Genomic DNA, 25,769 nt, shown 5'->3' with positions numbered 1-25,769 from the left:
GAAAGCCTATTTTTTAAGCAACTCTTCTATAAGCTTGGCAAAGCCGTCTACCGAAGTGATAGTGCTTGTGTAGATAAGGTATTTGCCATCTACTACAAACGCAGGAACACCTTGAATTTTAGCCACTTCGTAAGACTCGTCCCATTTTTTAAGAAGTTCGATTACTTTTGGATTTTCAAGCTCTTTGTTGTATTCATCCATGCTCATTCCGGCAGCATCAAGCCCTGTTTTTATGAAGGCTTCTGGATTTTTGCCGTCGTTCCATCTCTCTTTTTTATCGTGATATGCTTTGTAGTAAGCAAATTTCGCTTTTTTGAACATTGAGTTATCATCAAGTAAATTTACTCCTTTTTCTTGGTCTTTAACCACCAAAACGGCAAGAACTTTGCTTGCAGCCTCTCCGTATTCGGCCTTGGTTTTTAAGTGATACGGCACGTATTTTAGGCCGGATACTTTTTCAACCACTTTTGGAGTTACGCTTTTATCGTATTTGTAGCAAAACGGGCAAGCATAGCTAAAAACTTTAGTTAGAGTTCCTTTCTCTACGCTTAGAGGTTTTTCAAGAACCATATAATCCTTACCTTCTGTAAAAGCATTAGCACTTACGGCACCCAAAAGCGCAACTGCAGCTAAAATTTTAGTTGTTTTTGTAAGTAGAGATTTCATCTAAACTCCTTTGGAATAAATTTGATATCGTAATTTTATACAACCGAACTTCCACAAAAATAACACGAAAATAAATTTAAGATAAATTTAGTAGTTAATATTAATATATAAAATTAGATTATACACTTAAAATCTATTTAAATTTTTATCGGTTTGTTTTAATGAACCCCATAGACTAGAAGTTGCTTTTTATTAATATCAAAAAAGTTTTTATGCAATGTGTAAAATTTTTAATCAACACTTTTCTCATAACTGAAATTTTATAATCTTTAATATATATAAAATTTATTTTTTAATTTAATTTTATGCCTATATATCTAAAATTTATATAATCTATCGGTAGTTATAATCATATAAACAAAAGTTTTTTAAGGAAAAAATAATATAAATTTGTTCTTAAATTTAAGATCCGTATCTGCTGATAAAGCCGCAACTATTATTTAGCAGCATTTAAATTTATATAATTTTATTAGCTTGATTATTTTTTAGATATTTTGTTGTATTAATTTATAATTAGGTATTTTAGTGATATTTTAATGATAAAATTCAGTTCAAATTTTAATAACTGTTCGCAAATTTAAATTTTATAAGAAGTTTATATTATGTAAAATTATTTAAAGATATTTTAATATTTGTGTGATTTTTATGTTAGTAAATTTTTTTAAAATTACACTAATAAAATTTTATAAGAAATAGTATTAAAAAAAGTCAAAAAATCTATCTTGTATTCTATTTTGACAGGTAGGTTTGATAAATTTTACTTTTAAAGTAAAATTTACAAAATCTATAATTAAAGGAGTCCGTATGAAGGCTAGAAATTTACTTTCATCAATTGTTGTGGCAGGGCTACTAGTCGGAGGCTTAACTACTTCTTCTCTTGCTATAGGCGGTCCAAGCGGTCCAAAGAATGATTATCAACAACAAGGCAAGCTTGGAGTTGTTAAGATGAATCCTTACGGATATGCACCTTTAACAGCTATCATTACTAACGGCGGCTATGTTTTATCAGACGTTAAAGTAACTATCGTTCCAAAACCGGGAGGTCAAACTATCAGCTATAAGGTAGATAACCAAACGGTAAAAACTTACGGCGGTATCCCGGTTTTTGGACTATATCCGTCTTATAAGAATACGGTTGAAGTTACTTATACTAAATCAGCCATGGGCTTTAAGGATGAAACTATTACCGAAAAGTATCAAGTAACGACAGGCGGCATAGGACTTACTCCGTCAGGACTTACTATGCAAACGGGAGTTCCTTTTGAAAAAGTAACCGTTGTAAAAGCCGATAAGGAATTTGCAGATAGATTATATCTTATAAACAACGTTCCGGGAAAAGCTCCGGGTAGAAGCTCTCAAGCCGTTTGGAATAACCCTTCAGGTGGCGCTTTGGAGTGGAATGACGCTTCAAATTCATTTATAGTAGATACAAAAGGCGAGGTTAGATGGTATTTTGACTCAGACAAGCTTTTGGATTTTGGCAATATCTATAGAACCGGTATTCAAATGGGATTTAGGCAAGATAATGACGGAGCTCTTGCTTGGGGCTTTGGACAAAGATATGTTAAATACGATTTGATGGGAAGACAAATTTTTGATCGCCAGCTTCCGCTTGCTTATAACGACTTCTCTCACTCTTTAAATAACGCACAAAACGGCAACTATCTACTAAGAGTCGGCTCATCTAACACAAAACGCCCTGACGGCAAAAACGTTAGAACCGTTAGAGATACGATAGTAGAGGTTGATAAAGACGGATATGTCGTAGACGATTGGAGACTTTATGAGATCATGGATCCTTATAGAGCCGATGCTATCATGGTTCTTGACCAAGGAGCCGTTTGCTTAAACGTCGATGCTTCTCAAGCTGGACATACTATAGGAGCTGACGAGCTGGCTAAGCTTGATGAAAATAATCAATTTGGCGATATAGCGGGAACCGGAATAGGCAGAAACTGGGCTCACGTAAATAGCGTTGATTATGATCCAAATGATGATTCTATAGTAGTTTCCAGCCGCCACCAAAATGCGATGGTAAAAATCGGACGCGATAAGAAAATCAAATGGATAGTCGGTCCTCACAAAGGTTGGGGTGAGAAATTTAAAAAATACCTATTGCAACCTGTCGATAGCAAAGGAAACAAAATCGTTTGCGAGGACGAGTATAGCAAATGCCCTGGATACACAAACGAAAAAGGCGGATTTGACTGGACTTGGACACAACATACGGCGTTTATTATCGATTCAAAAACAAATAAAGACATCCTTTATCTAGCCGCTTTTGATAACGGAGATAGCCGCGGTATGGAGCAACCTGCTCTTGCTAGTATGAAATACTCACGCGGTGTTGTTTATAAGATAGATCAAAACAAAATGACTATAGAGCAAGTTTGGGAATACGGCAAACAAAGAGGCGGAGATTGGTTTAGTGCGGTTACGAGCCTTACTGAATACCATGACGATAAAGACTCATTGCTAGTTTATTCTGCAACGGCGGGCATGCAGTTTGACTTGTCAAAAGGCGTTCCTGTAGGAGAGCCTGCACCTGAGCTGCTTGAGTTTAAGTGGGGATCTACCGAGCCTGGTCTTCAAATGAAATTTGAAGGAACAGGCATAGGATATCAAGCCATACCTATACATCTTGATAAAGCATTTGACCGCAAAGTTAAAAGCAAAAAATAATAACTACTAGAATTCCCTCCCCCAAGATCTTCTTGGGGGATATACTAAAATTTATAATTTAAAACATAGCATATTACGCTATTGCGCGAAAACTAGGAGAAGTTGCAGTAAATCCTTATGATAGCGCACCTTTAACGGCTGTTATTAAAAACGGCGGATACGACATAAAAGACGCCAAAGTAACTATCGTCCCAAAACCTGGCGGACAATTAATAAGCTATGACGTAGCCAACAAGCACCTTCGCACTCACGGCGGAATTCCCGTATTTGGCATGTATGCCGACTATCAAAATAAGGTCGAAGTAGAATACACAAAAACCTATAAAGGCAAAGAGGAGAGGATAAAAGAGACGTATAAAATTTACGCTCCGGCTATCTATCTTGAGGCTACGGGGCACCCAAGCCAAAAGGGAGCTTTATTTGATAAGATCGAGGTTACAAAAGCTCCAAGTAAGAAATTTGAAAATAGACTTTACTATGTAAATAACTTCTATAATAAAACGGGCAAAGGCACTAAGGTGGTTTGGAACAACCCTGCAGGCGGAGCTCTTGAGTGGAACTATACGCCTAGCAACTTCATCCTTGATACCAAAGGTGAAGTTAGATGGTATCTTGAGCCTAGCAAAATTTATGACCTTAAAAAGCCTTTTAACGCGGGCGTTATGATGGGCTTTAAACAAAATAAAGACGGAGCTATCACTTGGGGATATGGACAAAGATACGTTAAATACGATATCTTAGGACGCGAAATTTTTAACCGCGAACTTCCTGAAATGGGGCGATATCGTAAGAAGTGGACCGGGACACAACTGGGCTCACGTAAATAGTGTGGATCACGACCCAAGCGACGATAGTATCATCATAAGCTCACGCCACCAAAATGCGGTTATCAAAATCGGACGCGACAAGAAAGTTAAGTGGATAATCGGCGGACATAAAGGCTGGAGCGAGAAATTTAAAGGCGCTCTTTTACAGCCTGTAGATAAAAACGGCAAAAAGATCGTTTGTGAAGATGACTACACAAAATGCCCGGGATATGAAAGCGATACGGGCGGATTTGACTGGCAATACACTCAGCACACTGCATTTAGAATCGATAGCAAATCCAAAAAAGGATTAGTGTATCTAACCGTATTTGACAACGGCGACAGCAGAGGATTTGAGCAGCCTGCAATAGCGGGCATGAAATACTCTCGTGCGGTAGTTTATAAGGTAGACGAGAAGGCTAAAACCGTAGAACAAGTTTGGGAATACGGCAAGCAAAGAGGAGCCGATTGGTATAGCTCGGTAACCAGCCTTGCTGAGTACCAAGACGACCTTGATAGCGTATTTGCTTATTCGGCAGTTGCCGGAATGCAGTTTGACATCGCAGCGGGCAAACCTGTAGGCGTACCAAGCCCTCATATCAACGAATTTGAATGGGGTGCAAAAGAGCCTTCAATCGAGATTAAAATGACAAACGCTATGGGTTATCAAGCGTTTCCGTTTAGTATAGAAAAGGCATTCTCTAAATAATACTCCCGATTTGAGCTAAGCGATACCGCTTGGCTCTTTAATTTTCTTTTAAATTTATCTTGAATTTAATGTCCTTATTTAAATTTTTATCTTTGGAATTTTTCTTTTTTATATTCTTAAATTTTTAAATTTTATTTGCCGACGTCGTTATATGATTTTCTTTTGTATTTACAAGGTTTTAATGGAGCTTTTTCGTGTTTATTTACAAAACAATTAAATTTTAAAGATTATTTTGCTAAACTCCGTAAATTTTACAAGATGAAAGGCACAAGATGAATGCTTCGGAATTTATCTGGATGGATGGAAAATTAATAAAATGGGATGAGGCTAAAGTTCATGTTTTAACTCACTCTCTTCACTATTCAAATGCCGTTTTTGAAGGCACAAGAGCCTATAAAACTGATAAAGGTTTGGCAATATTTAGATTGCAAGATCACACAAATAGGCTTTTAAAGTCTGCAAAAATGACAATTTTAAATTGCCCTTATACTCAAAAAGAGCTTGAAAACGCACAAATAGAGCTTTTAAAGGCTAATAAATTTAACGGCAACGTATATATTCGCCCGCTTATATTTTTAGGCTACGGCATAATGGGGCTAGCTCACACAAAAGCTCCCGTTCAAACTGCAATCGCAGCTTGGGAGTGGGGCGCTTATCTTGGCGATGAGGGACTTGAAAAGGGTATTAGAGTTAAAATTTCAAGCTTTGCTAAGCTAAATCCGGCAGGACAAATGAATAGAGCCAAAGCCAGTTCAAACTATCTAAGCTCGCAAATGGCAAATTATGAGGCAAAAGATGCAGGCTACGATGAGGCGCTACTTTTAGACGGTGAAGGCTTCGTAGCAGAAGGTCCGGGCGAGTGCTTTTTCATAGTGGAAAACGGAACCATCGTAACTCCTCCAAATGACAATAGCCTAGCAAGCATTACTCAAGATACCGTTATTAAAATCGCAAAAGATTTAGGCTATGAAGTTCGCCGCGAGCGTATCACGAGAGATCAGGCTTACGTAGCCGATGAGGCCTTCTTTACGGGAACGGCTGCTGAGGTAACTCCGATAAGTAGCATCGACGCTAGAGTTATCGGAAGCGGAAGACGAGGCGAAGTTACTAAAAAGCTGCAAGATGCTTATTTTGACGTAGTTTACGGACGAAATCCAAAATACGCTTCAATGCTAACTTATATTTAAAATTCTAAACAAGGATATGAATGCCAGCAGATTTAAATGATTATTTTAAAAAACGAAACTCAAATAGCGGCGGAGGCGGCGGCAATGATAATCAAGGGCCAAAGCTAAATTTTAAAACTCCGAATTTGCCTAAAAATTTCGGCAAAATGTCAGGACTTGCTTATGTTATCATCGTGATTATAGCGGTCTTAGCCATCACTCAGCCTTTTGTGGTGATAAATTCGGGCGAAGTCGGCATCAAGGCAACCGCAGGTAAATACGATGCTTCGCCTATGCAGCCGGGCTTTCACTTCTTTATCCCGTTTATACAAAAGGTCATCATCGTAGATACGAGAGTGCGCCTTATAAACTATACTTCAGGCGAAGATATGGGTGAGGCTAAAAACTACTCAGGGCAAAGTCAAGTAGGTATCATACGCAAGAATTCTATCTCGGTTTTGGACGCTAGAAACTTGCCTGTAAGTATTGATATAACTGTTCAATACCGCCTAAATCCTGAAAATGCGCCTCAGACTATCGCGTCTTGGGGCTTAAGCTGGGAAAACAAGATCGTAGATCCTGTCGTGCGTGATGTGGTGCGAAGTATAGCGGGTAAATACACCGCAGAAGAGCTTCCTACCAAGCGAAACGAGATAGCGGCCGCGATTGATGACGGAATTCGTAAAGATATCGATTCTCAGCCAAATAAGCCTGTTGAGTTGCTTACGGTCCAACTTCGCGAGATCATCCTTCCTGAAAAAGTAAAAGAGCAGATCGAGCGCGTTCAAATAGCAAAACAAGAGGCGGAAAGAACCAAATACGAAGTAGAAAGAGCAAATCAAGAGGCTCTTAAAAAAGCCGCTCTTGCTGAAGGTACGGCAAAAGCGGCTATCATCGAAGCAAAGGGTAAAGCTGATGCCGTTAAGATAGAAGCCGACGCTCAAGCTTACGCAAACAGAGAGGTCGCAAAGAGCTTGGATGGCAACTTGCTTGAGCTAAAACAGATCGAAACTCAAGGTAAATTTAACGAAGCGTTACGCGATAATAAAGATGCTAAAATTTTCCTAACTCCTGGCGGTGCGGTGCCAAATATCTGGGTTGATACTAAAGATAAAGCCAAACAGTCGGCTATGGATAGATAAAATAAATTTTGATTTTCAGATTGCTAGTTTTTAGCGATCTGTATCAAATTTTATCGCAAGGCGACTCGATTTGTGAATTTGATATCGCTAATTTACTCTAAACATATATGAGAGGATTAAATGAAAATCGATTGGGATAAGGTTGCGGGGCTTTTGCCCGTAATCGTGCAAGAAAGCGCAACGAACGAAGTTTTAATGCTTGCATATATGAACGAAGAGGCTTTAAATTTAAGCATGCAAACGGGCTTTGCTCACTACTTTTCTCGCACTAAAAATAGAATTTGGAAAAAGGGCGAAGAGAGCGGCAATATCCAAAAGATCGAGTCTATGTGTCTTGATTGCGATAACGACACGCTTTTAATGAAAGTTAAGCAATTTGGTGGAGTGGCTTGTCATACTGGAGCAAAGAGCTGCTTTTTTAAAGAATTTGAACTTAAAGACCAAGCGGATTTTGGCTTGCAGGGAGAATTTAAAGAGGCTAAAAATTTAAACTCCGATTCAAGCTTATCTACAAAGCCAAATTACGGTGTAATCGATGAAATTTATCACACCATACTTGAGCGCAAACTAAATGCGGACACTAAAAATTCATACATTGCAAGTCTTTTTGCAAAGGGCGAAAATGCCATACTTAAAAAAGTCGGGGAAGAAGCAACCGAATTTGTGATGGCTTGTAAGGATGTCTCAAAATACAAGGACGAGATTAAAATTTTATCCTCGCAACCTAAGGAAAATCAAAAAATAGAGCAAAATTTGCTTGATGAAATGCTTGAAAAATCCAAAAACGATATGATTTACGAGGCGGCTGATCTGTGCTTTCATTCGCTTGTAGCGCTTGCACTGCACGGAATTCATCCTGAGCGCGTTAAAGCCGAACTTGCAAGACGTATGGGTCTAAGCGGGATAGAGGAGAAGAACTCAAGAGATGATAAATGAGCTCAAGCAGGGGATAAATTTTTATCTCACTCATCTTGGATGGATTGATTTTGCTTCTTATGTTTGGCTTGTTTTACTCTTTTTTACTATCGTTTTTGCTTGCTTTTATATCATGTCCAAGCATCCGTTAGCAGGCGTTTTGATGTTTGTCTTAACTATCTTTGCTTTCTTATTCGGCGCGTTTTATTTGCATAAATTTTTAGATGAAAATTTAAGGCAAAGAAGCGTGCTCATAACGGACACAAAGCAGCTTACATACTCAAATACTTTGATTGTGGATCTAAATCTTACAAATTTATCCGCAAATTCTTTTAAATACTGTAGTATAAAGCTTAAATTTTATACTCCATCATCAAATTTTATAAAAAACGAATTAAATAAACTAAAGCCTTTCTTAAAGTCAAATTTGGTGCTAAAAGAGAGCCTTAACGCAGGCGAAACAACACAAGAGCAAAGCGTGATAGATGGATTTAGATTTGAAAATTACGATATAATAGCTACTTCGGAGTGTTATTGATGGCTGGTTATTTTAATATTTTTCATATTCTTATTATTGTATCTTTACTGTTGCTTTCTGCGCTTTTGATTTATCTTTCGCAACACGAACAAAATAGAAAAATTTTTATCTCTCTTGTCGTTATAAATTTCGTAGTAACTCTTTTAATAGGCGTATTTTTAATGTTTGTTGTTGATAAATACACCAAAAAAGCCGTTCTTGAGAAAGTTACCAATCAGCGCGTTTTGATAAACGAAACTATAGTTTTTAAAGGCGTCGTGCGAAATATAGGCTCGTTTGATATAGCAAACTGCAAGATTATTATCAAGCTTATTAACGATCCGCTCAATCGAGAAAGTCTCAAGGGCGAATCTCTCTTTAAACCAAGCGGGCTTTCGCTATTTTCTTGGATGAAACTAGGCGATAGTAAAGACGAAAGACCAAATACCGTCGAGTATAAATTTAGCATCGCTAAAAATTTAAAAGCCAAAGAATTTAGAAATTTCAGCGTCTCTATGCCTTATCCGCCTTATTTTAAGAAGCCTACTTTTGTTACGAAGTTAAGTTGTAGTTAGGTTTATTATAGTTTAAATTCGGCAAATTTTTGCCGAATTTATAAAATTTACTTTATAAAATAATCCCCGTCAAAGCTTACAAGCGAGTATCTGCGCTCGTCTCCAAGGCTAGTTACCAGCTCGTCAATGCCTAAAAACTCAAGGCTGTCCGCGCCTATAAATTTACGCACCTCTTCGACGTTTTTATTTGCGCTTATCAGCTCTTCAAAGCTTGGAGTGTCTATGCCGTATCTTTCAGGGTATTTTAGCTCAGGGCAAGCAGCTTTGAAATGCACCTCTTTAGCGCCCGCCGCACGCAACAGCTCTACAACTTTTTTGGAAGTGGTGCCTCGCACGATGCTATCATCTACGACGACTATGCTTTTGCCCTCAAGAACGCTTGACATAGGGTTTAGCTTGAGCTTTACCTTAAGATCGCGTGTCTCTTGCGAAGGCTCTATGAATGTTCTTCCTACGTAGTGGTTACGCACTATGGCAAGCTCAAAGGGAATTTTGCTCTCGTTTGCAAAGCCAAGCGCCGCAGGCACACCGCTATCAGGCACCGGCACTACGAAATCGGCTTTGATTTTGCTCTTTTTAGCAAGTGCCGCGCCCATTCTTTTGCGGGCTTCATAGACGCTTTTACCTTCTATTACGCTATCGGGGCGCGCGAAATAGATGTATTCAAACGCACAAATTCTAGGCTCGGGCTCAAAAAGCTGAATGCTCTCAAATTCGTCTTTGCCGTTTTCAAAGATTATCATCTCGCCGGCTTTTACGTCTCTTATGAATTTCGCTCCCACTAGATCAAATGCACAAGTTTCACTAGCTACGATATATCCGCCGTCTTTTAGCCTTCCAAGCGAGAGCGGACGAACGCCGTATCTATCTCGTATGGCAAAAATTTTATGTCGCGACTGGATTAGCAAGCAGTAAGCGCCTACAATCTTCTTAATTGCTTCTATAATGCGCTCTTTTAGGCTTTGGCTGTTGCTTCTTGCGATTAGATGAAGGATGTTTTCGGTGTCCATATTTGATTGAAATATCGCTCCTTCATTGATAAGCGCTTCTCTTGTCTCGTCTTTATTTACCAAATTTCCGTTATGCACGAGCGAAATAGAGCCAAGACTATAGTTTGCGGCAATAGGTTGAGCATCGTCAAAAGATGCATTCCCGGCGGTTGAGTAGCGGTTGTGACCTATCGCCATATCGCCTTTTAGCAGCTTAAAACTCTCCTCGTCAAAGACTTCAGTTACCAGCCCTAGCTTTTTGAAAGTAGTTATTTGACCGTTATCGCTTGCGCTTATACCGCTGGCCTCTTGCCCTCTATGTTGCATAGCAAATAGCGCGTAATACGCAGTTTTAGCCGCATTTTTAGAATTTATTATCCCGACGATCGCACACATTTTTATCCTTTTGTTTTAAATTAATCTTTATAAATTTCAAGCACGTTGGTATGATCAAATTTTATGAGATCTCCCGCTTCAATGCTACCTTTGGTAAAAGGCTCATTATCAAGTATTCCGATAAAACAGCCGTCTTTTGCTTCATCAACCATAACCCACATTCGCTCAACTTGCGCAAAATCGCTATCCTCAAATCTAAAAATAAGCTTTACCAAATCGCCTTTTTTTAAAGCCGTTCGCTCATTTTTCGGCGGTATTTTAAATTCCTTGCCGAATTCTTTTTCGTATTCTTCGGTATTATCTAGGCTAAATTTTATCACTCTTAAAGCCCTAAGCAGTCATCAATCCCGTAAAGCCCGTTTTCTTGAGCGTTTATCCAGATGGCGGCTTTTATAGCGCCTTTTGCAAAGGTAGCGCGACTAGTTGCAGTGTGATTTAGCTCTATGAATTCTCCGTCGTTATAAAATCCCACCGTATGCCTTCCCACGACATCGCCTCCTCGCATGGCAAGCAAGGCTATCTCGTCTTTGCTTCTTGCTCCTACAAGTCCTTCTCTGCCGCTTATCATCACATCTTTTAGCTTTAAATTTCTAGCCTCCGCCACGCGTTCTCCCAAAGTCATGGCAGTGCCGCTTGGAGCGTCTTTTTTGTGCCTATGGTGCTGCTCGACTATCTCGATATCAAATTCCCTAAGCGCTTTTGAAGCTATGCTTGCAAGGCGGTTTAGCACCGCAACTCCAAGACTCATATTTGTAGCATATAGGATCGGCATGGCAAGGCTTGCGCTTTTGAGTAAATTTGCTCCCTCTTCGCCAAGTCCGGTTGTGCCTACTACTAGCGGTTTTGGGTTGGTTCTGGCATAATTTATCAAATTTATCGCACCCTCTTTGATGGTAAAATCAATCACTACATCGCAGTTATCAAACAGCTCTTTAAAATTTTCGGTCACTATGACATCTTGCGGTAAGCTAAAATCAATCGGCTCTATCGTATAAGCGGCGGTTAGTTTTGCATCTTTGTTTTCTTTCAAGCACTCTATGATCATTTTTCCCATTTTGCCGCTTGCGCCGTGAATTCCAACTCTTACCATATCACTTCCTTTTTGAAAATTTGATTGTAAAATTTAGCATAAAATTTATAAAAAGCTCATTTAGTAACCACTCTTGCGTAATACTTTTTCCTATCTTTAAAAAAACTTCTTATATAATTTCGGTTTGTTTAAATCAAAGGAAAACAATGAGGAAACTTTTACTCTTTTTATTGACGGCGGTAGCGGCTTTTGCTATGTCGTGGGATACAAATATAACTAAAGGCGAGCTTGAAAACGGGCTTAAGTACTACATTAAGCAAAATTCTCTTCCAAAAGATACGGCTTATTTTTATCTTACGATTAGAGTTGGTTCAATCGACGAAAACGCAAGCGAAAGAGGCTTGGCGCACTTTGTGGAGCATATGGCGTTTAACGGAAGCAGGGATTTTAAGAAAAATGATCTGATTAGGAAGCTTGAAAGTCTTGGCGTAGTTTTTGGTGCCGATTTAAACGCTTATACGAGCTATGACGCTACGGGCTATAACCTAAAAATAAGCGTTAATGACGAGAATTTAAATGACGTTTTTAAAGTTTTTTCAAACTGGATGGACGGCATAAGTTTTGATGCTAACGAGCTTGAAAAGGAGCGGGGTATCATCATCGAAGAGGAGCGCTCAAGAAATACCCCTTCATACAGGCTTTATAAAGAGCAAGCAAAGCACTGGTACGCAAAAAGCGCTTATGACGGCAAAGAGCCAATCGGCGATATGGACGTGATAAGAAATGTAAGCGTAGGCGAGATAAGAGCCTTTTACGAGAGACTTTATCAGCCTAGATTTATGGAATTCGTAGCTGTGGGGGATTTTGATAAAGGCAAGATAGAGCAGATGATCAAGTCAAATTTCTCAAGTGTTAAAAATACAAATTCCTATCTTCAGCCAAGCAGAAAAATCCCTGAAAAATCAGGATTTAACATCTATAACTATGATTCAAACGAAACCGGTTCGGATAGTATTAGTATAGCCTTTTTCGACGAGTATCTGCCAAGAGATAACGAGGTAAATGCACGCAAAATTTTAACTCGCATGCTTATCTCGCAACTTTTTTCAACACTTTATGAAAAGAAGATGATAGATGAGGGCTCGTCTCTTCGTGCGGGATTTTTCTCCTCATCGCTTGAATTTAGCCAAAGCATGTTTAGCTTTAGCACAAATGTGATCAAAAACGACTATGAAGACGCGCTATCAGATATGCTTGGCGTGATCGAAGGAGTGAGGAAATTTGGCTTTAACGAGAGTGACTTTAATGATACGAAGATAAATTTAAAAACTTCCATAAACGCCAGATACGCTCAGTCAAAAACGAAAAAATCGGAAGATATAGCTAATGAAATTTTAAATTCTCTTGATGCGGGAAGCATCTTGCAAAGCGAAGCCGACTCAAGAAATTTAGCGCTTAAGCTTTTAGATGAGGTTACTCTTGATGAGGTAAATGCCGAATTTAGACGAATATTGACTCTTAAAAATGAAACGGTAAGTGTTTTTAGCGTTAAAAATTTCAAGCTTGAAAAGACTAAATTTGATGAGATAAAATCTAGCGCAAAGCCTTATGATACTCGAATTTCGTCTTCAAATCTTCCTAAAAATTTGGTAGATGAAAATATAAAGCCAAAAAAGATAGTTTCAAAAATTTTTGACGAAAAGAGCGGTATCTTTACTCTTGAGCTTGAAAACGGCGCTACGGCGATCTTGAAGCCTCTTAAAACCAAAAAGGATCACATCACTTTTGCGGCGGTTAGCAAAGGCGGAGTTTCAAATTTAAGCGATCCGAAGCTTGGCAGATTTGCCGTGCAGGTTTCAAACGAAAGCGGAGCAGGGGAGTTTAATAACTATCAGCTGGCTAAAATCCTAAACGGCAAATATGTAGGATATGATAAGCGTATCGATCTGCTTTCGCAAGGTTTTTATGGACAGAGTAATCGTGCGGATATCAAGTGGCTTCTTGAGGCGATTCATCTTGAATTTAACTCGCCGCGCCTTGATCAAAAGACGCTTGAGCAGGTTAAGACCGTCGCTACAGAGAGGCTTACCAAGCGAGAAAATTTACCCGAGCACAAATTTAGCAACGAATTTACGAAATTTTTATATGACAATAACGAGCGCATGAGACCGCTTGAAAAGAGCGATATAGCCGCACTTGAGCTTGAGAGCTTAAAGCAAATCGTAAATGACAAATTTACTAATGCTAGTTCGTTTGACTTTATTTTCGTAGGCGATTTTGAAGTGGAGACTTTAGAGCCTTTAATCGCAAAATATATAGCCACTATCCCAGGCAAAAACAGCAAAGAGAATTTCGTAGATGACGGTGTGCGAAGCATAAAAGGCGTGCATAAATTTGAGCGCGATTATCAGATTACTCCTAGATCTGACGTGGTTATCAATCTTAAAAACGAAAGCGTGAAATTTTCGCAACTAAACGCCATAAAAGCTCAAGCTCTAAGTGCAGTCTTTAAAATGGCTCTTTATGAAAACATAAGAGAAGATAAGGGCGAAACTTATGGATTTTCGGTCGCGGTTAAGCTTAGCAAGGAGCCTTATGATCGTTCAAACGCAAATATATCTTTTACTTGCTCGCCAAAAAATACAAATAATGTGATAAGTGGCGTTAAGGCGATAATTAAGAAGCTAAAGAGTGAGGGTGCAACGAAAGAGCATCTTGAAAACTATAAAAAATCAGCCATTTTGCGCATTAAGCAAACTCACGATCAGCCTGAATTTTGGCTTAAAAATATCACGGCAAATAGGCTATATGACAGCGAGCTTTTTGATCTTAAGTGGCAAGAAGATGCGATAAATTCGCTAAGCAATGACGATATAAAAGAGGCGGCTAGACTTTATCTTGATGAGAGTAACGAGGTAATTAGCGTTAATAATCCTAAATAACTAGCTTTTGAGTCCGGTGGATCGCTTTAGTAAATATTAAAGCGATCTTACCCGGCTTGATTTTATTTAAATTTAGCCTAAAATTTTTCGGAGCATATTTAAGTAAAATCGAGTAAACTTTTAGTTGCTCTTTTGCGCCTATCAAATAAGTTATTACGGCAAATTTAAGCGTCTAGTTGCAACTAGAATTATCAAATTTTTAATTGCAATAGAGCTAAATTTCGCTTTTAAATTTATAAAGAAATCCGCAAAATTTGAGTCTAAAATATAACAAAAAACGACTTTTCATGAAAGTAGCTTAAAATAGGGCAAATTTGACCGAGCGAGTTCGGTCAAATTTCAATTTTAGTGTAAATTTTCTATGTAGCTTAGAGCTGAAAGAGCAGCCATTGCGCCATCTCCCGCAGCGCAAACTACTTGCTTAGGAGCGTCTATACGGATATCACCTGCACCAAACAATCCAGGCACATTCGTTCTCATCTTAAGATCCACGATCATCTCGCCGTTTTCACTCATCTCGCAAAGGAATTCGCCGTCATCTTGAAGCAAAATTTGATTATTTACGTTAAGTCCAACGAAAGTAAAAACTCCGGGTACCTTTAAGTCTCGTTCGCCTTCTTTGGTATTTAGGGTTAGTCCGCCAAGACCCATTTTATCGCCGTAAGCCTCTTTTATCGTGGCGCTTGTGACAAATTCGATCTTTTCATTTTTTCTAGCCTTCTCTACTGTTGTAGGAGCTGCGCGAAAACCGTCTCGTCTGTGCACCAAATATACTTTTGAGCAGATATTTGATAGATAAATCGCCTCTTCAAGAGCCGTATCGCCGCCGCCTAGAACCGCAACTTCTTTGTTTTTATAAAAAAATCCGTCGCAAGTCGCGCACGTACTTACGCCTCTACCGAAAAATTCGTCTTCGCCTTTAAACCCGGCTCTTTTAGGCGTTGAGCCAGTAGCTACGATAACGGCTTTTGCGTTCATCTCCTTGCCGTTTTCAAGAGAAATTTTGAAGCTTCCGTCCTCATTTCTTGATACTTTAGAGACGTTTGCCGCTTCGTGTTTAAGTCCAAAGTGCATGCACTGCTTGCTCCAAGTACTCATGAAGTCAAGTCCGCTCTCACCGGGATTTTTTTGACCCGGGTAGTTTTCTATCTCAGAGCTTCCGGTTATTTGTCCCCCGATCATTCCTCGCTCAAACATTACGACATTTCCAAGCCCGCCGCGAGTAGCGTAAAGCCCGGCACTTAGTCCGGCAGGACCGCCACCGATAATCGCTAAATCTAACATGATTTTTCCTTAAATTTTATTTATTTTTGAATCTTGTTTATAAATTTTATTATCCTGATGGATCACCTCAACACTACTTGGCAAACTTGTAATGTTTAGGAGATTCATAAGCTTTAAAATAGTATTGATGTCTGATGTTATATAGCTTAAATTTCCTTCATTTGCGAGTCGTTTTTGAAATATGTCTATAGCGACTATAGGCAAATTTTTGTTTGAAATTTCTAAAATTTCATTTAAGTTAGACATATTTGAACTAAATACGACAAGCAGGAATTTTTTCTCTTTAGGAGAAAAAATTTCACTTTTTTCGTAAAAGATCAAAGAGCTAAAATCTATAAATTTATACTTTGAAAATCTGTAATTGTTAAAAGCAAAGACCGAAGCAACTAAAAATGCACCGAAAAACGATGCGAAAACAGATGTCAGGGGGAAAGACACCCCCCGTCTTTTTGCACTCATTAAAGAAGTGAGTTGATTTTATCCGCGATTGCCTGTTTTGATTGTGCTCCGACCATTTGCTCAACTACTTCGCCATTTTTGAAAAATAGTAGCGTAGGAATAGAGCGGATACCAAATTCTACAGCTAGATCTTGCACTTCGTCAGTATTTACTTTGCAAATTTTAGCTTTACCGTCAAATTCCTCGGCAAGCTCATCTATAACAGGTGCAAGCATTCTGCAAGGTCCGCACCAAGGCGCCCAAAAATCTACCAATGCAACACCCTCTTTAGCTATGTCGAAATTTTCCGATGTTAGTTCTATGTATTTTCCCATCTTTTTCTCCTTTTGAAATTTGGTTGCAATTATACATAAATAAGTTTAAATTTAAGATAATAAGAAAAATTATAAGCTGATATTTTTTATCCAGTTTATTTTATTATTCTCAATTGTTATCAGGTCAACCTGAAAATCGCTATTAAGACCATTTTTAAGCAGATAATAATCAACCGCTTTTAATATCTTTTGCATTTTAGAGCCGGTTAGCCTGTACGCCGCTTCATAATCGCCTTGAGTTGCTTTTACCTCTATGAAATGTAAAATTTCATCTTTTTTGGCTATGATGTCTATTTCTCCGAATTTACAGCTGAAATTTCGATCTAAAATTTGACATCCCTCTTTTTGTAAAAAGTCGCAAGCATCGCTTTCTGCGCTTTTCCCAAAAAGATATTCGCTAAGTCCCACTTAAGACTCAATCCTCATCATAAACGGCTCTTCTTTTACGAATTCTTGCTCTTTTAGTATTTTTACTACTCGTTTAACATCCGCTTCAAGGCTCGTATGAGTGGTAAAAAACAGCGTTGCGTCATCTTCTTTTTTGACGTGAGGCTTTTGCAAGAAGCTATCTATCGAGAGGTTATTTTCGCTCATCAAATTTGTGATCTTAGCAAGGACTCCGACCTTATCTTCAACCTTTAATCTGAAATAATATTTCGTTCTTATCTCGTCTTGCTCAAGTAGCTCTGTTTGCATGATTTCAAGCGGAGCTTTGTATCCCAGCATCGGGAATTTGATCTCTCTTGCGATATCGATTAGATCGCTTATAACCGCACTTGCCGTTGCGCTTCCGCCTGCTCCTGGACCATAAAACATAGTTTCATTTACCGCATCGCCGATTACGCTAACGGCATTCATCACACCATCAACCTTGGCTATCATCTTGTCTTTTGGCACAAGCGCAGGATGGACGCGAAGTTCTATCTTGTCGCCCACTCGTTTTGCTATGGCAAGTAGCTTGATTACATACTCAAAATCGTTGGCGAAAAATATATCCTCTTTTGTTATTTTCTCGATACCTTCGATGAGTATGTCTTCCGGGTTTCCGTGCACGCCGTAAGCTATACTCGCAAGGATTAACAGCTTGTGCGCCGTGTCAAATCCGCCTATGTCAAACGTAGGATCAGCCTCTGCATATCCAAGCTCTTGAGCTTTTTTAAGCGCATCTTCAAATTTAACTCCGCCGTTCATCATAGAAGTAAGGATATAGTTGCTTGTGCCGTTCATTATACCGTTGATTGATAGAATTTGATTGGCGCTCAGTCCTTCTCTCAGGACTTTTATGATAGGAATTCCGCCTGCAACGCTCGCCTCAAATCCAAAAGGAGTATCGCACGCTAAATTTTGCAATTTAAAGCGATGATACGCAAGAAGAGCTTTGTTTGCCGTTACGACCGCTTTGCCTCGCTTTAAAATTTCGCTCACCACGCGGTAAGGCTCGTTTACTCCACCCATAAGCTCTACATATACGTCGATATCATCGCGATTAATTACGCTTTGTATATCATCCGTTAGTGGGATAGTCGTGTTTCTTGGCTTGTCTAAATTTCTAACCACGCCGATAACGGGCTTTATTTCTTTGCCGCTTCTTGCGGTGATTAGTTTTTGATTTTTTATCAGTATGTTGGCAACTTCTGCGCCGACAGTTCCAACTCCCAGTATAGCTACATTCATTAAAACTCTTTAAGATATTTTTTGATGTTTCTTGCCGCTTGTCTGATGCGATTTTCGTTTTCGATCATCGCAAGTCTTACGTAGTCATTTCCCGCTTCGCCAAATCCGACACCCGGACTTACCGCGACGCAAGCTTTCGTAAGAAGCTGCTTAGAAAACTCAAGACTTCCTATGTTGCCGACTTGCGGAGGCAGTTTCGCCCAGATAAACATACTTGCGCTTGGTTTGTGCATCTGCCAGCCTGCGTTTGCAAACGCATCAAGCATGATTTCGCGTCGCTTATCGTAAATTTGACGAATCTCTTCAACACAGCTTTGATCACTCTCAAGCGCGTAAGTAGCGGCAACCTGAATAGGTGTAAACATGCCGTAGTCAAACCATGATTTAATCTTTTTAAGCGCGGCGCAAAGGCGTTTGTTACCGCATACAAAGCCGACTCTCCAACCGGCCATATTATAGCTTTTTGATAAAGTGTAGCACTCAACGGCGACATCTTTTGCACCTTCTACTTCAAAAATACTCGGCGTTTTGTATCCATCAAATGTAAGATCCGCATAAGCGATATCCGAGATGATATAAAACCTCTCTTTTTTAGAAAGCGCTACTAAGCGCTCGTAAAAGCTCTTTTCAACGGTTACGGTTGTAGGATTGTGAGGGAAATTTACTACTACGTATTTTGGCTTCGGTGAGCTTGAGTTGATGGTGTGTTGTAAATTTTCAAAGAATTTATTCTCGTCAAGCTCAAATTTTTCGTTGTAAACCAATGGCATTTTGGCGACATTTCCGCCTGCGATGATGAAAGCTTGAGTGTGTATCGGATATGCAGGATCGGGCACTATGGCGACATCGCCGGGGTTTATGATGGCGTGAGCAAGATGCACAAAACCCTCTTTGCTTCCCATAGTTGCCACAACTTCTGTGTCGGGATCTAAATTCACGTCGTATTTTTTCTTATACCAGTTGCAAATTCCAAGTCTAAGCTTATAAATTCCTTGAGATACCGAGTATCCGTGAGTTTTATCCTTTTGCGCGCTTTCACAAAGCTTATCGACTATATGTTGAGGGGTTCTGCCTTCGGGATTTCCCATAGAAAAGTCGATAATATCATCTCCGTTTCTTCTGGCTGCCATTTTTATAGCATTAACTTCGGCAAAAACATAGTTTGGCAAGCGCTCGATTGTATTGAAACGAATTTCGCTAAACATAAATTCTCCTAATTATTGTAAGTAAATTTTAAGACCTCTTTTTATATTTTCAAGGCTATTTAAATCATCTATTGTTATATATTTTGCATTTTTTGGGATAGCTAAGTTCATTTTATTTGTTTTTTTGGAATTTCTTTTTTCATCGATAAGGTTTAGATTTTTATCCAAAATTCTAACCAGAGCAAACCAGCTATCGCCCGCTTGAGCGCTTATGCTGACCTTTGAAGCTCCGTTTATATCGATAAAATATGGCTCAAGCGGCTTTGAAAGCTCGATTTCCTTGCCTATTTCGACCGGGGTTAAATTTAGCGATGACTTTGAAATGTCTATCAAATACTTATAGCTAAATTCGCTTGTTCTTTCAATGCCTTCTATGAATGTGTTTGTCTCTTTTAACGCCGTGTAAAGCGATCCAGGATCAAGCATAAATTTAGTATTTAGTCTAATGCCCCAAATTGCGCTATCCGCATTTGCAAATTCCGTCGTTAAAATTTCATTATAACCCAGACGACTTAACGCGTCTTTTAAAATTTTTATCATAAGCAGCGGCGATTTTTGTTCGCTAATAAAAACTATATCAAGATTGGCTTGATTTTTATATGAGAGTGTAAGAAGTGATTTTGACTTGAGTAAATTTGAAATTTTGGCTATATCCGCATTGCCGTTTTCGTCTATAAAGTCTCTGCCGTCGCCAAACAGACTTGCTACTTTTGAGCTCTCTGAGCCAAGCAGACCGTTTGCTATACTCACTACGTTTGAAGCGAAATTTAAAGTCGCCGCTATAGCTAATATGATAAATTTTCTTACCACTTTTTGCCCTTGTTAAGCGTTACGAATTCATCAAATGTTATAAGGGTTATCTTGCCTTTTTCTACGTGAAATCGTTTCGGGTTTACCGCGTCAAATTTTATGTTTTCATCGCCTATGTTTAAAGTGATGTTTCCATGACCTGTTACTATAAGCTGTCTTTTGTTAGCTTCTATTGTTATTGGTTTCTCGCTATTTAGAGTTTTTTTCTTGCCGTCTTCAAGATTTATGATGCCGACCCAAACTTTGCTTTTAGGAGTTATTGTAAATTCATCTACATTTGAGGTTAAGTACTCATTAGAGCCGTTTTCTGCCACGCTTGCATTATTTAAATTTGTGGCATTTGTTTCATCTTTTAAATTTGTCTCAAGTGTTTCTTCTTTTGTTGCTTTTTCTTCTGTTTTTAACTCTTCTTCTTGGGTTTTTGTATCATCTTTAAGCTCTGATGTTGTATTTACCTCTTCTTTTGCCGTTTTATCGGCGATGATTAAGGCAGTTTCGGTTTGCTCGCTTATTTTTTCTTCTTTTTCGGATTCTTTTGGTTTTAAAGATGGTGAATTCGGAGTTAGGTTTGTGTCTTTTAACCCAAGGTTATTTTTAGCTTCATTTACTACTACGTTATTTGAGTAGCTTACACTGCGATTTTTATCTTCGAATAAATTTGAGATATTTCCTATGTATTTATATCCTTCAAAAAACCATATCGCAAAGCCGATTAAGATAAGTACGATGATCATCCAGAGCCATCCTCCCGATGATCTATGTCCATCTGCCGTGTATGCGGGGATTTTAGGCGATATTGTTATTGTTTTGTGCTTAACTTCTTCACCGCGCTCCGCCATAAAGGCGTTGTATTCGTTTAGCCACTGCTCAAAATCAATATCGTATTCGCGCTTTAAAATTTTAATAAATCCATGCACATTTAGTCTTGCCAATTTTTCAAAATTTTTATCGGTTATATAGCCCAAATACTCCGCTTCGATATGTGTTTTTCTACTTGCTTCGCTTAGCCCTATCTCTCGTAAGATACTAATTTCATTCATTTATAATCCTATTGCAAATTATGGCGAAAGCTGCACTTACATTTAGAGAATCCCAGTCGTTTTTCATCTTTATGCCGACACACTCGTCGCACTTTAGGATCGCTTTTTTTGTCATTCCTTCGCCCTCACTGCCCATTATGAGAGCCGTTTTTGAACCAAATTTCATCTCATTTACGTTTTTACCGCCACTTGCCGTCGCATATAGCTTAAATCCGCTTTGTTTTAGCTCATTTAGCGCACTAAGACCGTCTTGAGCAAGTGCGATATCTATCTCGTATGCCGCACCGCTACTTGCTCTGATGACGCCTTCTATCGCAAGATTTTTAGCTATGATTATCACTCCCTCACACCCCAAAGCGTGAGCGGTTCTGATGATAGCTCCTATGTTTCCTATATCGCTAAGTCCGTATAGCACGGTTATAAAACTTCTCTTTTTCAGCTCGTCAAATTGCTTGAATTTAAACTCTTCAACTTCGGCCACAAATCCTTGATGGTTGCCTCCGCGTGCAAGAGCTTGAGCTTTTTGATTATCCACTCGCTTGATAGGCACTCCTGCTGAGGCTATTTGCGAAAAGGTAGCCTTATCGCACTCTTTTGCAAGATAGATAGTTTTGACGCTTTTTTTGTAGCGTTTTATGATGTGTAAAAATAGCTGTTTTCCATATATAATCATCGGCTCATAATAGCTAAAAATCAGTAAAATTTAGCTTATTTGTTCAAATTTTCATATATTTTTTTGACATTTTCGCCAGTGATTTTGGCGATTAGTTTTGCCTTGGTTTTTGGAGGTATATCAAGAGAGGCGATATCTTCTATGGTTATTTTTTCGTTGCTTTGATGTGGGCTTTTGTCAATGACTATAGACCACTCGCCTTTTAAATTGGAGCTTTTAAGAATTTGGCTTAACTCTTTTGCGGTTGCGCTAAATTTGGTTTCAAATTTTTTAGTCGCTTCTTTGATCGCAAAAAGCTCTCTTTGCGGGTCTAAATTTGCTATTTGCTCCACTAGGGCAAGCACTCTTTTGGGACTTTCGTATATGATGACCGGATAGGGCGAATTAAGCGTATTTTGTATCGCTACTGTGCGTTCTTTGCCCGTATTTGGTAAAAAGCCTAAAAACGTAAATTCCTTATCGCAAAGCCCGCTTGCCACGATCGCCAAAAGTAGAGCGCTTGAGCCGCTTAATACCTCATACTCGATATTATTTTTTATCGCAAATCTTATTAATTCAACTCCCGGATCGCTAATCGCAGGCATTCCCGCATCACTTACATAAGCAACAGTTTTTTTGAAAATTTCTGTATCTAAATTTGCAAGAATTCGAGCTTCGTTGTGAGAGTGAAGTGAGATAAATTTTTCTATTTTTATATCTGAGTTAAAGCGAGAATTTAAAAGGGATATAAGAGCTTTGGTAACTCTTGTGTCTTCGCAAAATATCACTTCACATTCACGCAAAATATTTAATGCGTGAAGTGAAATGTCCTCTAAATTTCCTATTGGGGTAGGAATAAAATAGAGCAAAGTATTATTTCAAATTATATTTTTTCTTAAATTTATCAACTCTACCTGCAGAATCGACTATCTTCTCGCTTCCTGTGAAGAATGGATGACACTCGTTGCAGATATCTACTCTGATTTCGTTTTTGTTTGATTTAGTCGTAAAAGTATTGCCGCAAGCGCAGGTTACTTTGCACTCAACAAATTCCGGATGAATCTCTTTTTTCATTTTTTATCCTTTTTATAGCCTATTTTATTATCTGTTTCGTTCATAGAGTAAGGCGTGATTATACAAAAAAACTTTTTAAAAATCAAATTTAGACTAAAACCTTTGCCGCAACGCTTAAAATCGCAGTTTGAGATCGAAGTATATTTTTAGAATTTAGACTGTATTTTTTACCTGTTTTTTCACGCTCGATTTGGCTAAATCCGCCTTCCGGACCAATTATTAAAAGCTCACTTTGCTTATAATTTTCAAAATTTTCTCCGTCAAAATCAACCAGCGCAATATCCTTGTAAGAGTTTAAAACCTCATCTAAATTTTTATAAATTTCAATTTGCATAAGAGAATTTCGTCCGCATTGCTCGCAAGAATTTATTAAAATTCTCTCAAGTCTATCTCTATCGATTTTAAAGTTTTTTTGAGAAAAATCGGAGTAGAAAAATATAAGCTTGCTAACTCCGATCTCATTTAAGCTAGGCAGAGTTTTTTCTATCACTTTAGTATCTATGATGGCCCAGCCAAGGCTGAAATTCAGCTCTTCGTCCTCTAGGCTATGCTTAAAAACCAAAGATAGCTCGGCACTTTTTCTATCTAAATTTGCAATTTCATAGATATAATTTTGTCCGTCTTTTAAATTTCTAACGTCAATTCGCTCGCCAAGTTTCGCTCGCCTTGCTTTAAGATGTAAAAACTGCTCGTTTTGAAGGCAAATTTGCTCCTCTCCCGCCTGCCTTGAATAAAGAAATTTCATCTCACGCCGCTTGCTATTAAAACCAAGGCAAGATCAAGTAAAATTTTAAATCTCATCTTTTTTCTAAAATCTATAAAATTTTTACTCTTCATGGCCACTTTTAATTTTTTAAACTCCATTGCGCCAAGTCCGATTAAAAGTACCCAAACGACTATCATCACTACCGCCCTGAAGCTTAAATGAAAGTAAAAAACACTCATCAATAAAAGACCAGTTAAAAGCATAGCCGCCAAAAAGCTATAGTAAGTCGGCAAGAAAAGTCGAATTCGCTTTGCATAAGATGGCGAATTTACGCCAAATTCTATAAGGCAAAAGTGTATTATGATGAGTGCTATTAATATAACGGCAATCGCCAAATGAAGACTAAGCACCATTTCGTAAAGCTCTTTTAAACTCTCGTTAAATTCCATTATTTCCCTTCGACTACCGGTTCAGGCGGTAAATTTTCATCTATGGTTACGTTAGCATCAGGCGCAGCAATCGGCACATCGCTTGGAGGAGCTTCGTTTAGATCAAGTAAAATTTGCTTTTTTTCATCCTCGCAACCTGCGAAAAACAGTGCCGAAATCAAAGCCGAAATCCAAAAAATTCGCCTCATCATACCTCCTTTGGATTTATGATTTTTTGCCCGAGTTTTATCTTGTCAAAGAGATCTTTGTCGTCCCATTCGCTTATGATTTCAGGTGAAAATATAATATCTTTTAAATTTATCTCACCCATTTTGGCGTTATATGCGTCATCTCTAAAGCACTGCGCGTAGCCCGTGTCGGTTTCATGAACGATTACGCTGTGGATTTTTACTTCCCGCTCGCCGTTTTGCATAACGGTTGATTTTAAAAGTCTGTCGATTAGTACGAAAAATATCCTACAAAACTGCTCTGCTGAAGGATTTACGGGAATTTCTATCCAGCGTTTTGAATGCTTTTTCATGTCATCTAAGTACTCTTTATCATCACTGCTAAAAAGCGTGGTTGTGTGATCGAAGCTGTCGATTATACATTTGATATTTTGCTTCATCAAACCAAAGTCATAAACCATGCCCGCATTGTCTAAGAAATTTGACTCAAGCAGGATTTCAGCCCTGTAAGAGTGCCCGTGGATGCTTGTTCTGCATCTTTTTGAGCTGCAAAATCTCACGATGTGAGCGTTTTCAAATTTAAAAAGTTTTCTAATTATCATTTAAACTCCATCCTTATCGCCCCAAAGCCTTATGTGCACGCGATCCGTATAGTTAAAGCCAAATTTTATGCAAAATTCAGCCACGCTTTTAGCATTGTTTTCAAGGCTTATTTTATCATAACCTTGCGGCATGCAAAAAACGTCATTATCGCAAATTTCAAGGATTTCAAAAATTTCAGACTCCGCTTGTGCGCTTTGAATCATCTCTTTATTTATCACAAATTTATAAAAGCTCTCTTTTGCATTTTCTTTTATAGCTTTTAAAGCCGCTTGATTTATGCGTTTGGCCTTGTTTTCAGCGCTTGAGCTGAGCTTGACGCTTATGGCAAAAGCGCAGTTTTTATAAATCTGAAATTTGCTAAAATCAATCTCGATCGTGCCGTTTGTCTCAAAATGCACCTCGTATTTTTCATCAAGCAAAATTTGAACCAAATTTATGAAATCTTCGTTTTTGTGATGTAAAAGCGGCTCTCCGCCGGTTATGACGACGATAGGTTTTTGGCGTAAATTTTGATCGTATTTTTTAACGAGGGTTAAAATTTCTTGATAGGTTAAATTTTCGTATTTAAAGTGGCTTATGTAAACAGCTCTAATAGTATCGCAACCCGTTAGCTTTTCGCCGGTTTTTGGCGAAATTTTACTCACACCAAAGCCTTTGCAGGTTAAGTTACATCCCGCAAATCGTAAAAATATGGCGACTTTGCCGCTGTTTGCGCCCTCGCCTTGTATACTTAAAAAGCTCTCGACCAAATTTAAACCCAAATTTTACCTTTCAAATTTGGCGAGATTATATCAAAT

Annotated in this window: 27 protein-coding genes and 1 pseudogene; 8 read left to right on the top strand and 20 right to left on the bottom strand. The window is 38.5% G+C overall.

Translation table 11 applies throughout. The features are described 5' to 3' along the window. Positions 1 to 6: 6 nt before the first annotated feature. Complete coding sequence (locus ACHJH3_RS03190; RefSeq protein WP_170018809.1) at positions 7 to 666, bottom strand: thiol:disulfide interchange protein DsbA/DsbL; 660 nt, start codon at positions 664 to 666, stop codon at positions 7 to 9. A gap of 804 nt (positions 667 to 1,470) precedes the next feature. Here ACHJH3_RS03190 and ACHJH3_RS03185 point away from each other — a divergent pair. The 7 genes and pseudogenes from ACHJH3_RS03185 to ACHJH3_RS03155 all read left to right on the top strand — a co-directional run bounded on the left by ACHJH3_RS03185 (position 1,471) and on the right by ACHJH3_RS03155 (position 9,178). Next, positions 1,471 to 3,348, top strand: coding sequence for an aryl-sulfate sulfotransferase (locus ACHJH3_RS03185; RefSeq protein WP_172197440.1), 1,878 nt, complete (start codon positions 1,471 to 1,473; stop codon positions 3,346 to 3,348). Positions 3,349 to 3,422: 74 nt separating this feature from the next. Next, positions 3,423 to 4,863 (top strand): annotated as a pseudogene (locus ACHJH3_RS03180) (aryl-sulfate sulfotransferase); the annotation flags it as partial. A 272-nt stretch (positions 4,864 to 5,135) separates the two neighbouring features. After that, entirely contained in the window at positions 5,136 to 6,050 is a 915-nt protein-coding gene (locus ACHJH3_RS03175; protein ID WP_407063553.1) for a branched-chain amino acid transaminase, read from the top strand. Between the two features lie 20 nt (positions 6,051 to 6,070). Next, positions 6,071 to 7,171 carry a prohibitin family protein gene (locus ACHJH3_RS03170; RefSeq protein ID WP_407063552.1) on the top strand — a complete coding sequence of 367 codons (1,101 nt, stop codon included), beginning with the start codon at positions 6,071 to 6,073 and terminating at the stop codon, positions 7,169 to 7,171. A 120-nt stretch (positions 7,172 to 7,291) separates the two neighbouring features. Continuing rightward, on the top strand, positions 7,292 to 8,107 hold the full coding sequence (gene hisIE, locus ACHJH3_RS03165; protein WP_407063551.1) for a bifunctional phosphoribosyl-AMP cyclohydrolase/phosphoribosyl-ATP diphosphatase HisIE: 816 nt from the start codon (positions 7,292 to 7,294) through the stop codon (positions 8,105 to 8,107). Continuing rightward, the gene (locus tag ACHJH3_RS03160) at positions 8,097 to 8,624 is read left to right on the top strand and encodes a DUF2393 family protein (protein ID WP_407063550.1); all 528 of its coding nucleotides are present in this window, start codon (positions 8,097 to 8,099) and stop codon (positions 8,622 to 8,624) included. Before hisIE ends, ACHJH3_RS03160 begins: the two co-directional genes overlap by 11 nt. Continuing rightward, positions 8,624 to 9,178, top strand: a complete 555-nt coding sequence (locus ACHJH3_RS03155) for a DUF2393 family protein (RefSeq protein WP_407063549.1) — start codon at positions 8,624 to 8,626, stop codon at positions 9,176 to 9,178. Before ACHJH3_RS03160 ends, ACHJH3_RS03155 begins: the two co-directional genes overlap by 1 nt. A gap of 47 nt (positions 9,179 to 9,225) precedes the next feature. Here ACHJH3_RS03155 and purF read toward each other — a convergent pair whose 3' ends face one another. From purF to dapB, 3 genes are read right to left on the bottom strand one after another with little or no spacing between them, the layout of a single operon-like run. Continuing rightward, positions 9,226 to 10,563: an amidophosphoribosyltransferase gene (gene purF / locus ACHJH3_RS03150; protein WP_407063548.1), complete on the bottom strand. Its 1,338-nt coding sequence runs from the start codon at positions 10,561 to 10,563 to the stop codon at positions 9,226 to 9,228. Between the two features lie 20 nt (positions 10,564 to 10,583). Next, positions 10,584 to 10,883, bottom strand: a complete 300-nt coding sequence (locus tag ACHJH3_RS03145) for a DUF2314 domain-containing protein (protein WP_407063547.1) — start codon at positions 10,881 to 10,883, stop codon at positions 10,584 to 10,586. A 2-nt stretch (positions 10,884 to 10,885) separates the two neighbouring features. Then, positions 10,886 to 11,653, bottom strand: a complete 768-nt coding sequence (gene dapB / locus ACHJH3_RS03140; RefSeq protein WP_407063546.1) for a 4-hydroxy-tetrahydrodipicolinate reductase — start codon at positions 11,651 to 11,653, stop codon at positions 10,886 to 10,888. Between the two features lie 146 nt (positions 11,654 to 11,799). Here dapB and ACHJH3_RS03135 point away from each other — a divergent pair, with 146 nt between their 5' ends. Continuing rightward, positions 11,800 to 14,535, top strand: coding sequence for a M16 family metallopeptidase (locus ACHJH3_RS03135; protein ID WP_407063545.1), 2,736 nt, complete (start codon positions 11,800 to 11,802; stop codon positions 14,533 to 14,535). A 345-nt stretch (positions 14,536 to 14,880) separates the two neighbouring features. On the opposite strand, the gene ACHJH3_RS03130 is transcribed toward ACHJH3_RS03135, so the two are convergent. The 16 genes from ACHJH3_RS03130 to ACHJH3_RS03055 form a co-directional block, all read right to left on the bottom strand. Further along, entirely contained in the window at positions 14,881 to 15,819 is a 939-nt protein-coding gene (locus tag ACHJH3_RS03130; protein ID WP_407063544.1) for an NAD(P)/FAD-dependent oxidoreductase, read from the bottom strand. Between the two features lie 9 nt (positions 15,820 to 15,828). After that, positions 15,829 to 16,257, bottom strand: a complete 429-nt coding sequence (locus ACHJH3_RS03125; protein ID WP_349644345.1) for a hypothetical protein — start codon at positions 16,255 to 16,257, stop codon at positions 15,829 to 15,831. A 20-nt stretch (positions 16,258 to 16,277) separates the two neighbouring features. Then, positions 16,278 to 16,592: a thioredoxin gene (trxA, locus tag ACHJH3_RS03120; protein ID WP_169943053.1), complete on the bottom strand. Its 315-nt coding sequence runs from the start codon at positions 16,590 to 16,592 to the stop codon at positions 16,278 to 16,280. Positions 16,593 to 16,661: 69 nt separating this feature from the next. Continuing rightward, entirely contained in the window at positions 16,662 to 17,000 is a 339-nt protein-coding gene (locus ACHJH3_RS03115; protein ID WP_407063543.1) for a YraN family protein, read from the bottom strand. Continuing rightward, positions 17,001 to 18,266, bottom strand: a complete 1,266-nt coding sequence (locus ACHJH3_RS03110; protein ID WP_173031690.1) for a homoserine dehydrogenase — start codon at positions 18,264 to 18,266, stop codon at positions 17,001 to 17,003. Beyond that, complete coding sequence (locus ACHJH3_RS03105) at positions 18,266 to 19,471, bottom strand: LL-diaminopimelate aminotransferase (RefSeq protein ID WP_173031689.1); 1,206 nt, start codon at positions 19,469 to 19,471, stop codon at positions 18,266 to 18,268. The genes ACHJH3_RS03110 and ACHJH3_RS03105 overlap by 1 nt, the downstream gene beginning before the upstream one ends. A 12-nt stretch (positions 19,472 to 19,483) precedes the next feature. Then, entirely contained in the window at positions 19,484 to 20,281 is a 798-nt protein-coding gene (locus ACHJH3_RS03100) for a hypothetical protein (protein WP_172197476.1), read from the bottom strand. After that, positions 20,275 to 21,321, bottom strand: coding sequence for a phosphatidylglycerophosphate synthase (locus ACHJH3_RS03095; RefSeq protein WP_407063542.1), 1,047 nt, complete (start codon positions 21,319 to 21,321; stop codon positions 20,275 to 20,277). Before ACHJH3_RS03095 ends, ACHJH3_RS03100 begins: the two co-directional genes overlap by 7 nt. Next, positions 21,314 to 21,994 (bottom strand): 23S rRNA (guanosine(2251)-2'-O)-methyltransferase RlmB, encoded by a 681-nt coding sequence (gene rlmB / locus ACHJH3_RS03090; RefSeq protein ID WP_407063541.1) that lies wholly within the window; start codon positions 21,992 to 21,994, stop codon positions 21,314 to 21,316. Before rlmB ends, ACHJH3_RS03095 begins: the two co-directional genes overlap by 8 nt. 35 nt (positions 21,995 to 22,029) lie before the next feature. Beyond that, positions 22,030 to 22,842, bottom strand: coding sequence for a 16S rRNA (cytidine(1402)-2'-O)-methyltransferase (gene rsmI, locus ACHJH3_RS03085; RefSeq protein ID WP_407063540.1), 813 nt, complete (start codon positions 22,840 to 22,842; stop codon positions 22,030 to 22,032). A 4-nt stretch (positions 22,843 to 22,846) separates the two neighbouring features. Then, positions 22,847 to 23,047, bottom strand: a complete 201-nt coding sequence (gene rpmE / locus ACHJH3_RS03080) for a 50S ribosomal protein L31 (RefSeq protein WP_169943174.1) — start codon at positions 23,045 to 23,047, stop codon at positions 22,847 to 22,849. An 88-nt stretch (positions 23,048 to 23,135) separates the two neighbouring features. Then, positions 23,136 to 23,792, bottom strand: a complete 657-nt coding sequence (locus ACHJH3_RS03075) for a 16S rRNA (uracil(1498)-N(3))-methyltransferase (RefSeq protein ID WP_407063539.1) — start codon at positions 23,790 to 23,792, stop codon at positions 23,136 to 23,138. Continuing rightward, positions 23,789 to 24,202, bottom strand: a complete 414-nt coding sequence (locus tag ACHJH3_RS03070) for a hypothetical protein (protein WP_407063538.1) — start codon at positions 24,200 to 24,202, stop codon at positions 23,789 to 23,791. The genes ACHJH3_RS03075 and ACHJH3_RS03070 overlap by 4 nt, the downstream gene beginning before the upstream one ends. Further along, a complete protein-coding gene (locus ACHJH3_RS03065; protein ID WP_169943177.1) occupies positions 24,202 to 24,390 on the bottom strand; it encodes a hypothetical protein in 189 nt (62 codons plus the stop codon). Before ACHJH3_RS03065 ends, ACHJH3_RS03070 begins: the two co-directional genes overlap by 1 nt. Then, the gene (locus ACHJH3_RS03060; protein WP_407063537.1) at positions 24,390 to 24,971 is read right to left on the bottom strand and encodes a 6-pyruvoyl trahydropterin synthase family protein; all 582 of its coding nucleotides are present in this window, start codon (positions 24,969 to 24,971) and stop codon (positions 24,390 to 24,392) included. The genes ACHJH3_RS03065 and ACHJH3_RS03060 overlap by 1 nt, the downstream gene beginning before the upstream one ends. After that, positions 24,972 to 25,733 (bottom strand): 7-carboxy-7-deazaguanine synthase QueE, encoded by a 762-nt coding sequence (locus ACHJH3_RS03055; RefSeq protein ID WP_407063536.1) that lies wholly within the window; start codon positions 25,731 to 25,733, stop codon positions 24,972 to 24,974. It lies immediately after the preceding gene. Between the last annotated feature and the right edge of the window lie 36 nt (positions 25,734 to 25,769).

It is taken from the genome of Campylobacter canis (assembly GCF_045504005.1).
GTDB lineage: Bacteria > Campylobacterota > Campylobacteria > Campylobacterales > Campylobacteraceae > Campylobacter_A > Campylobacter_A canis.
This window is presented reverse-complemented; position numbering and strand designations above follow the sequence as displayed.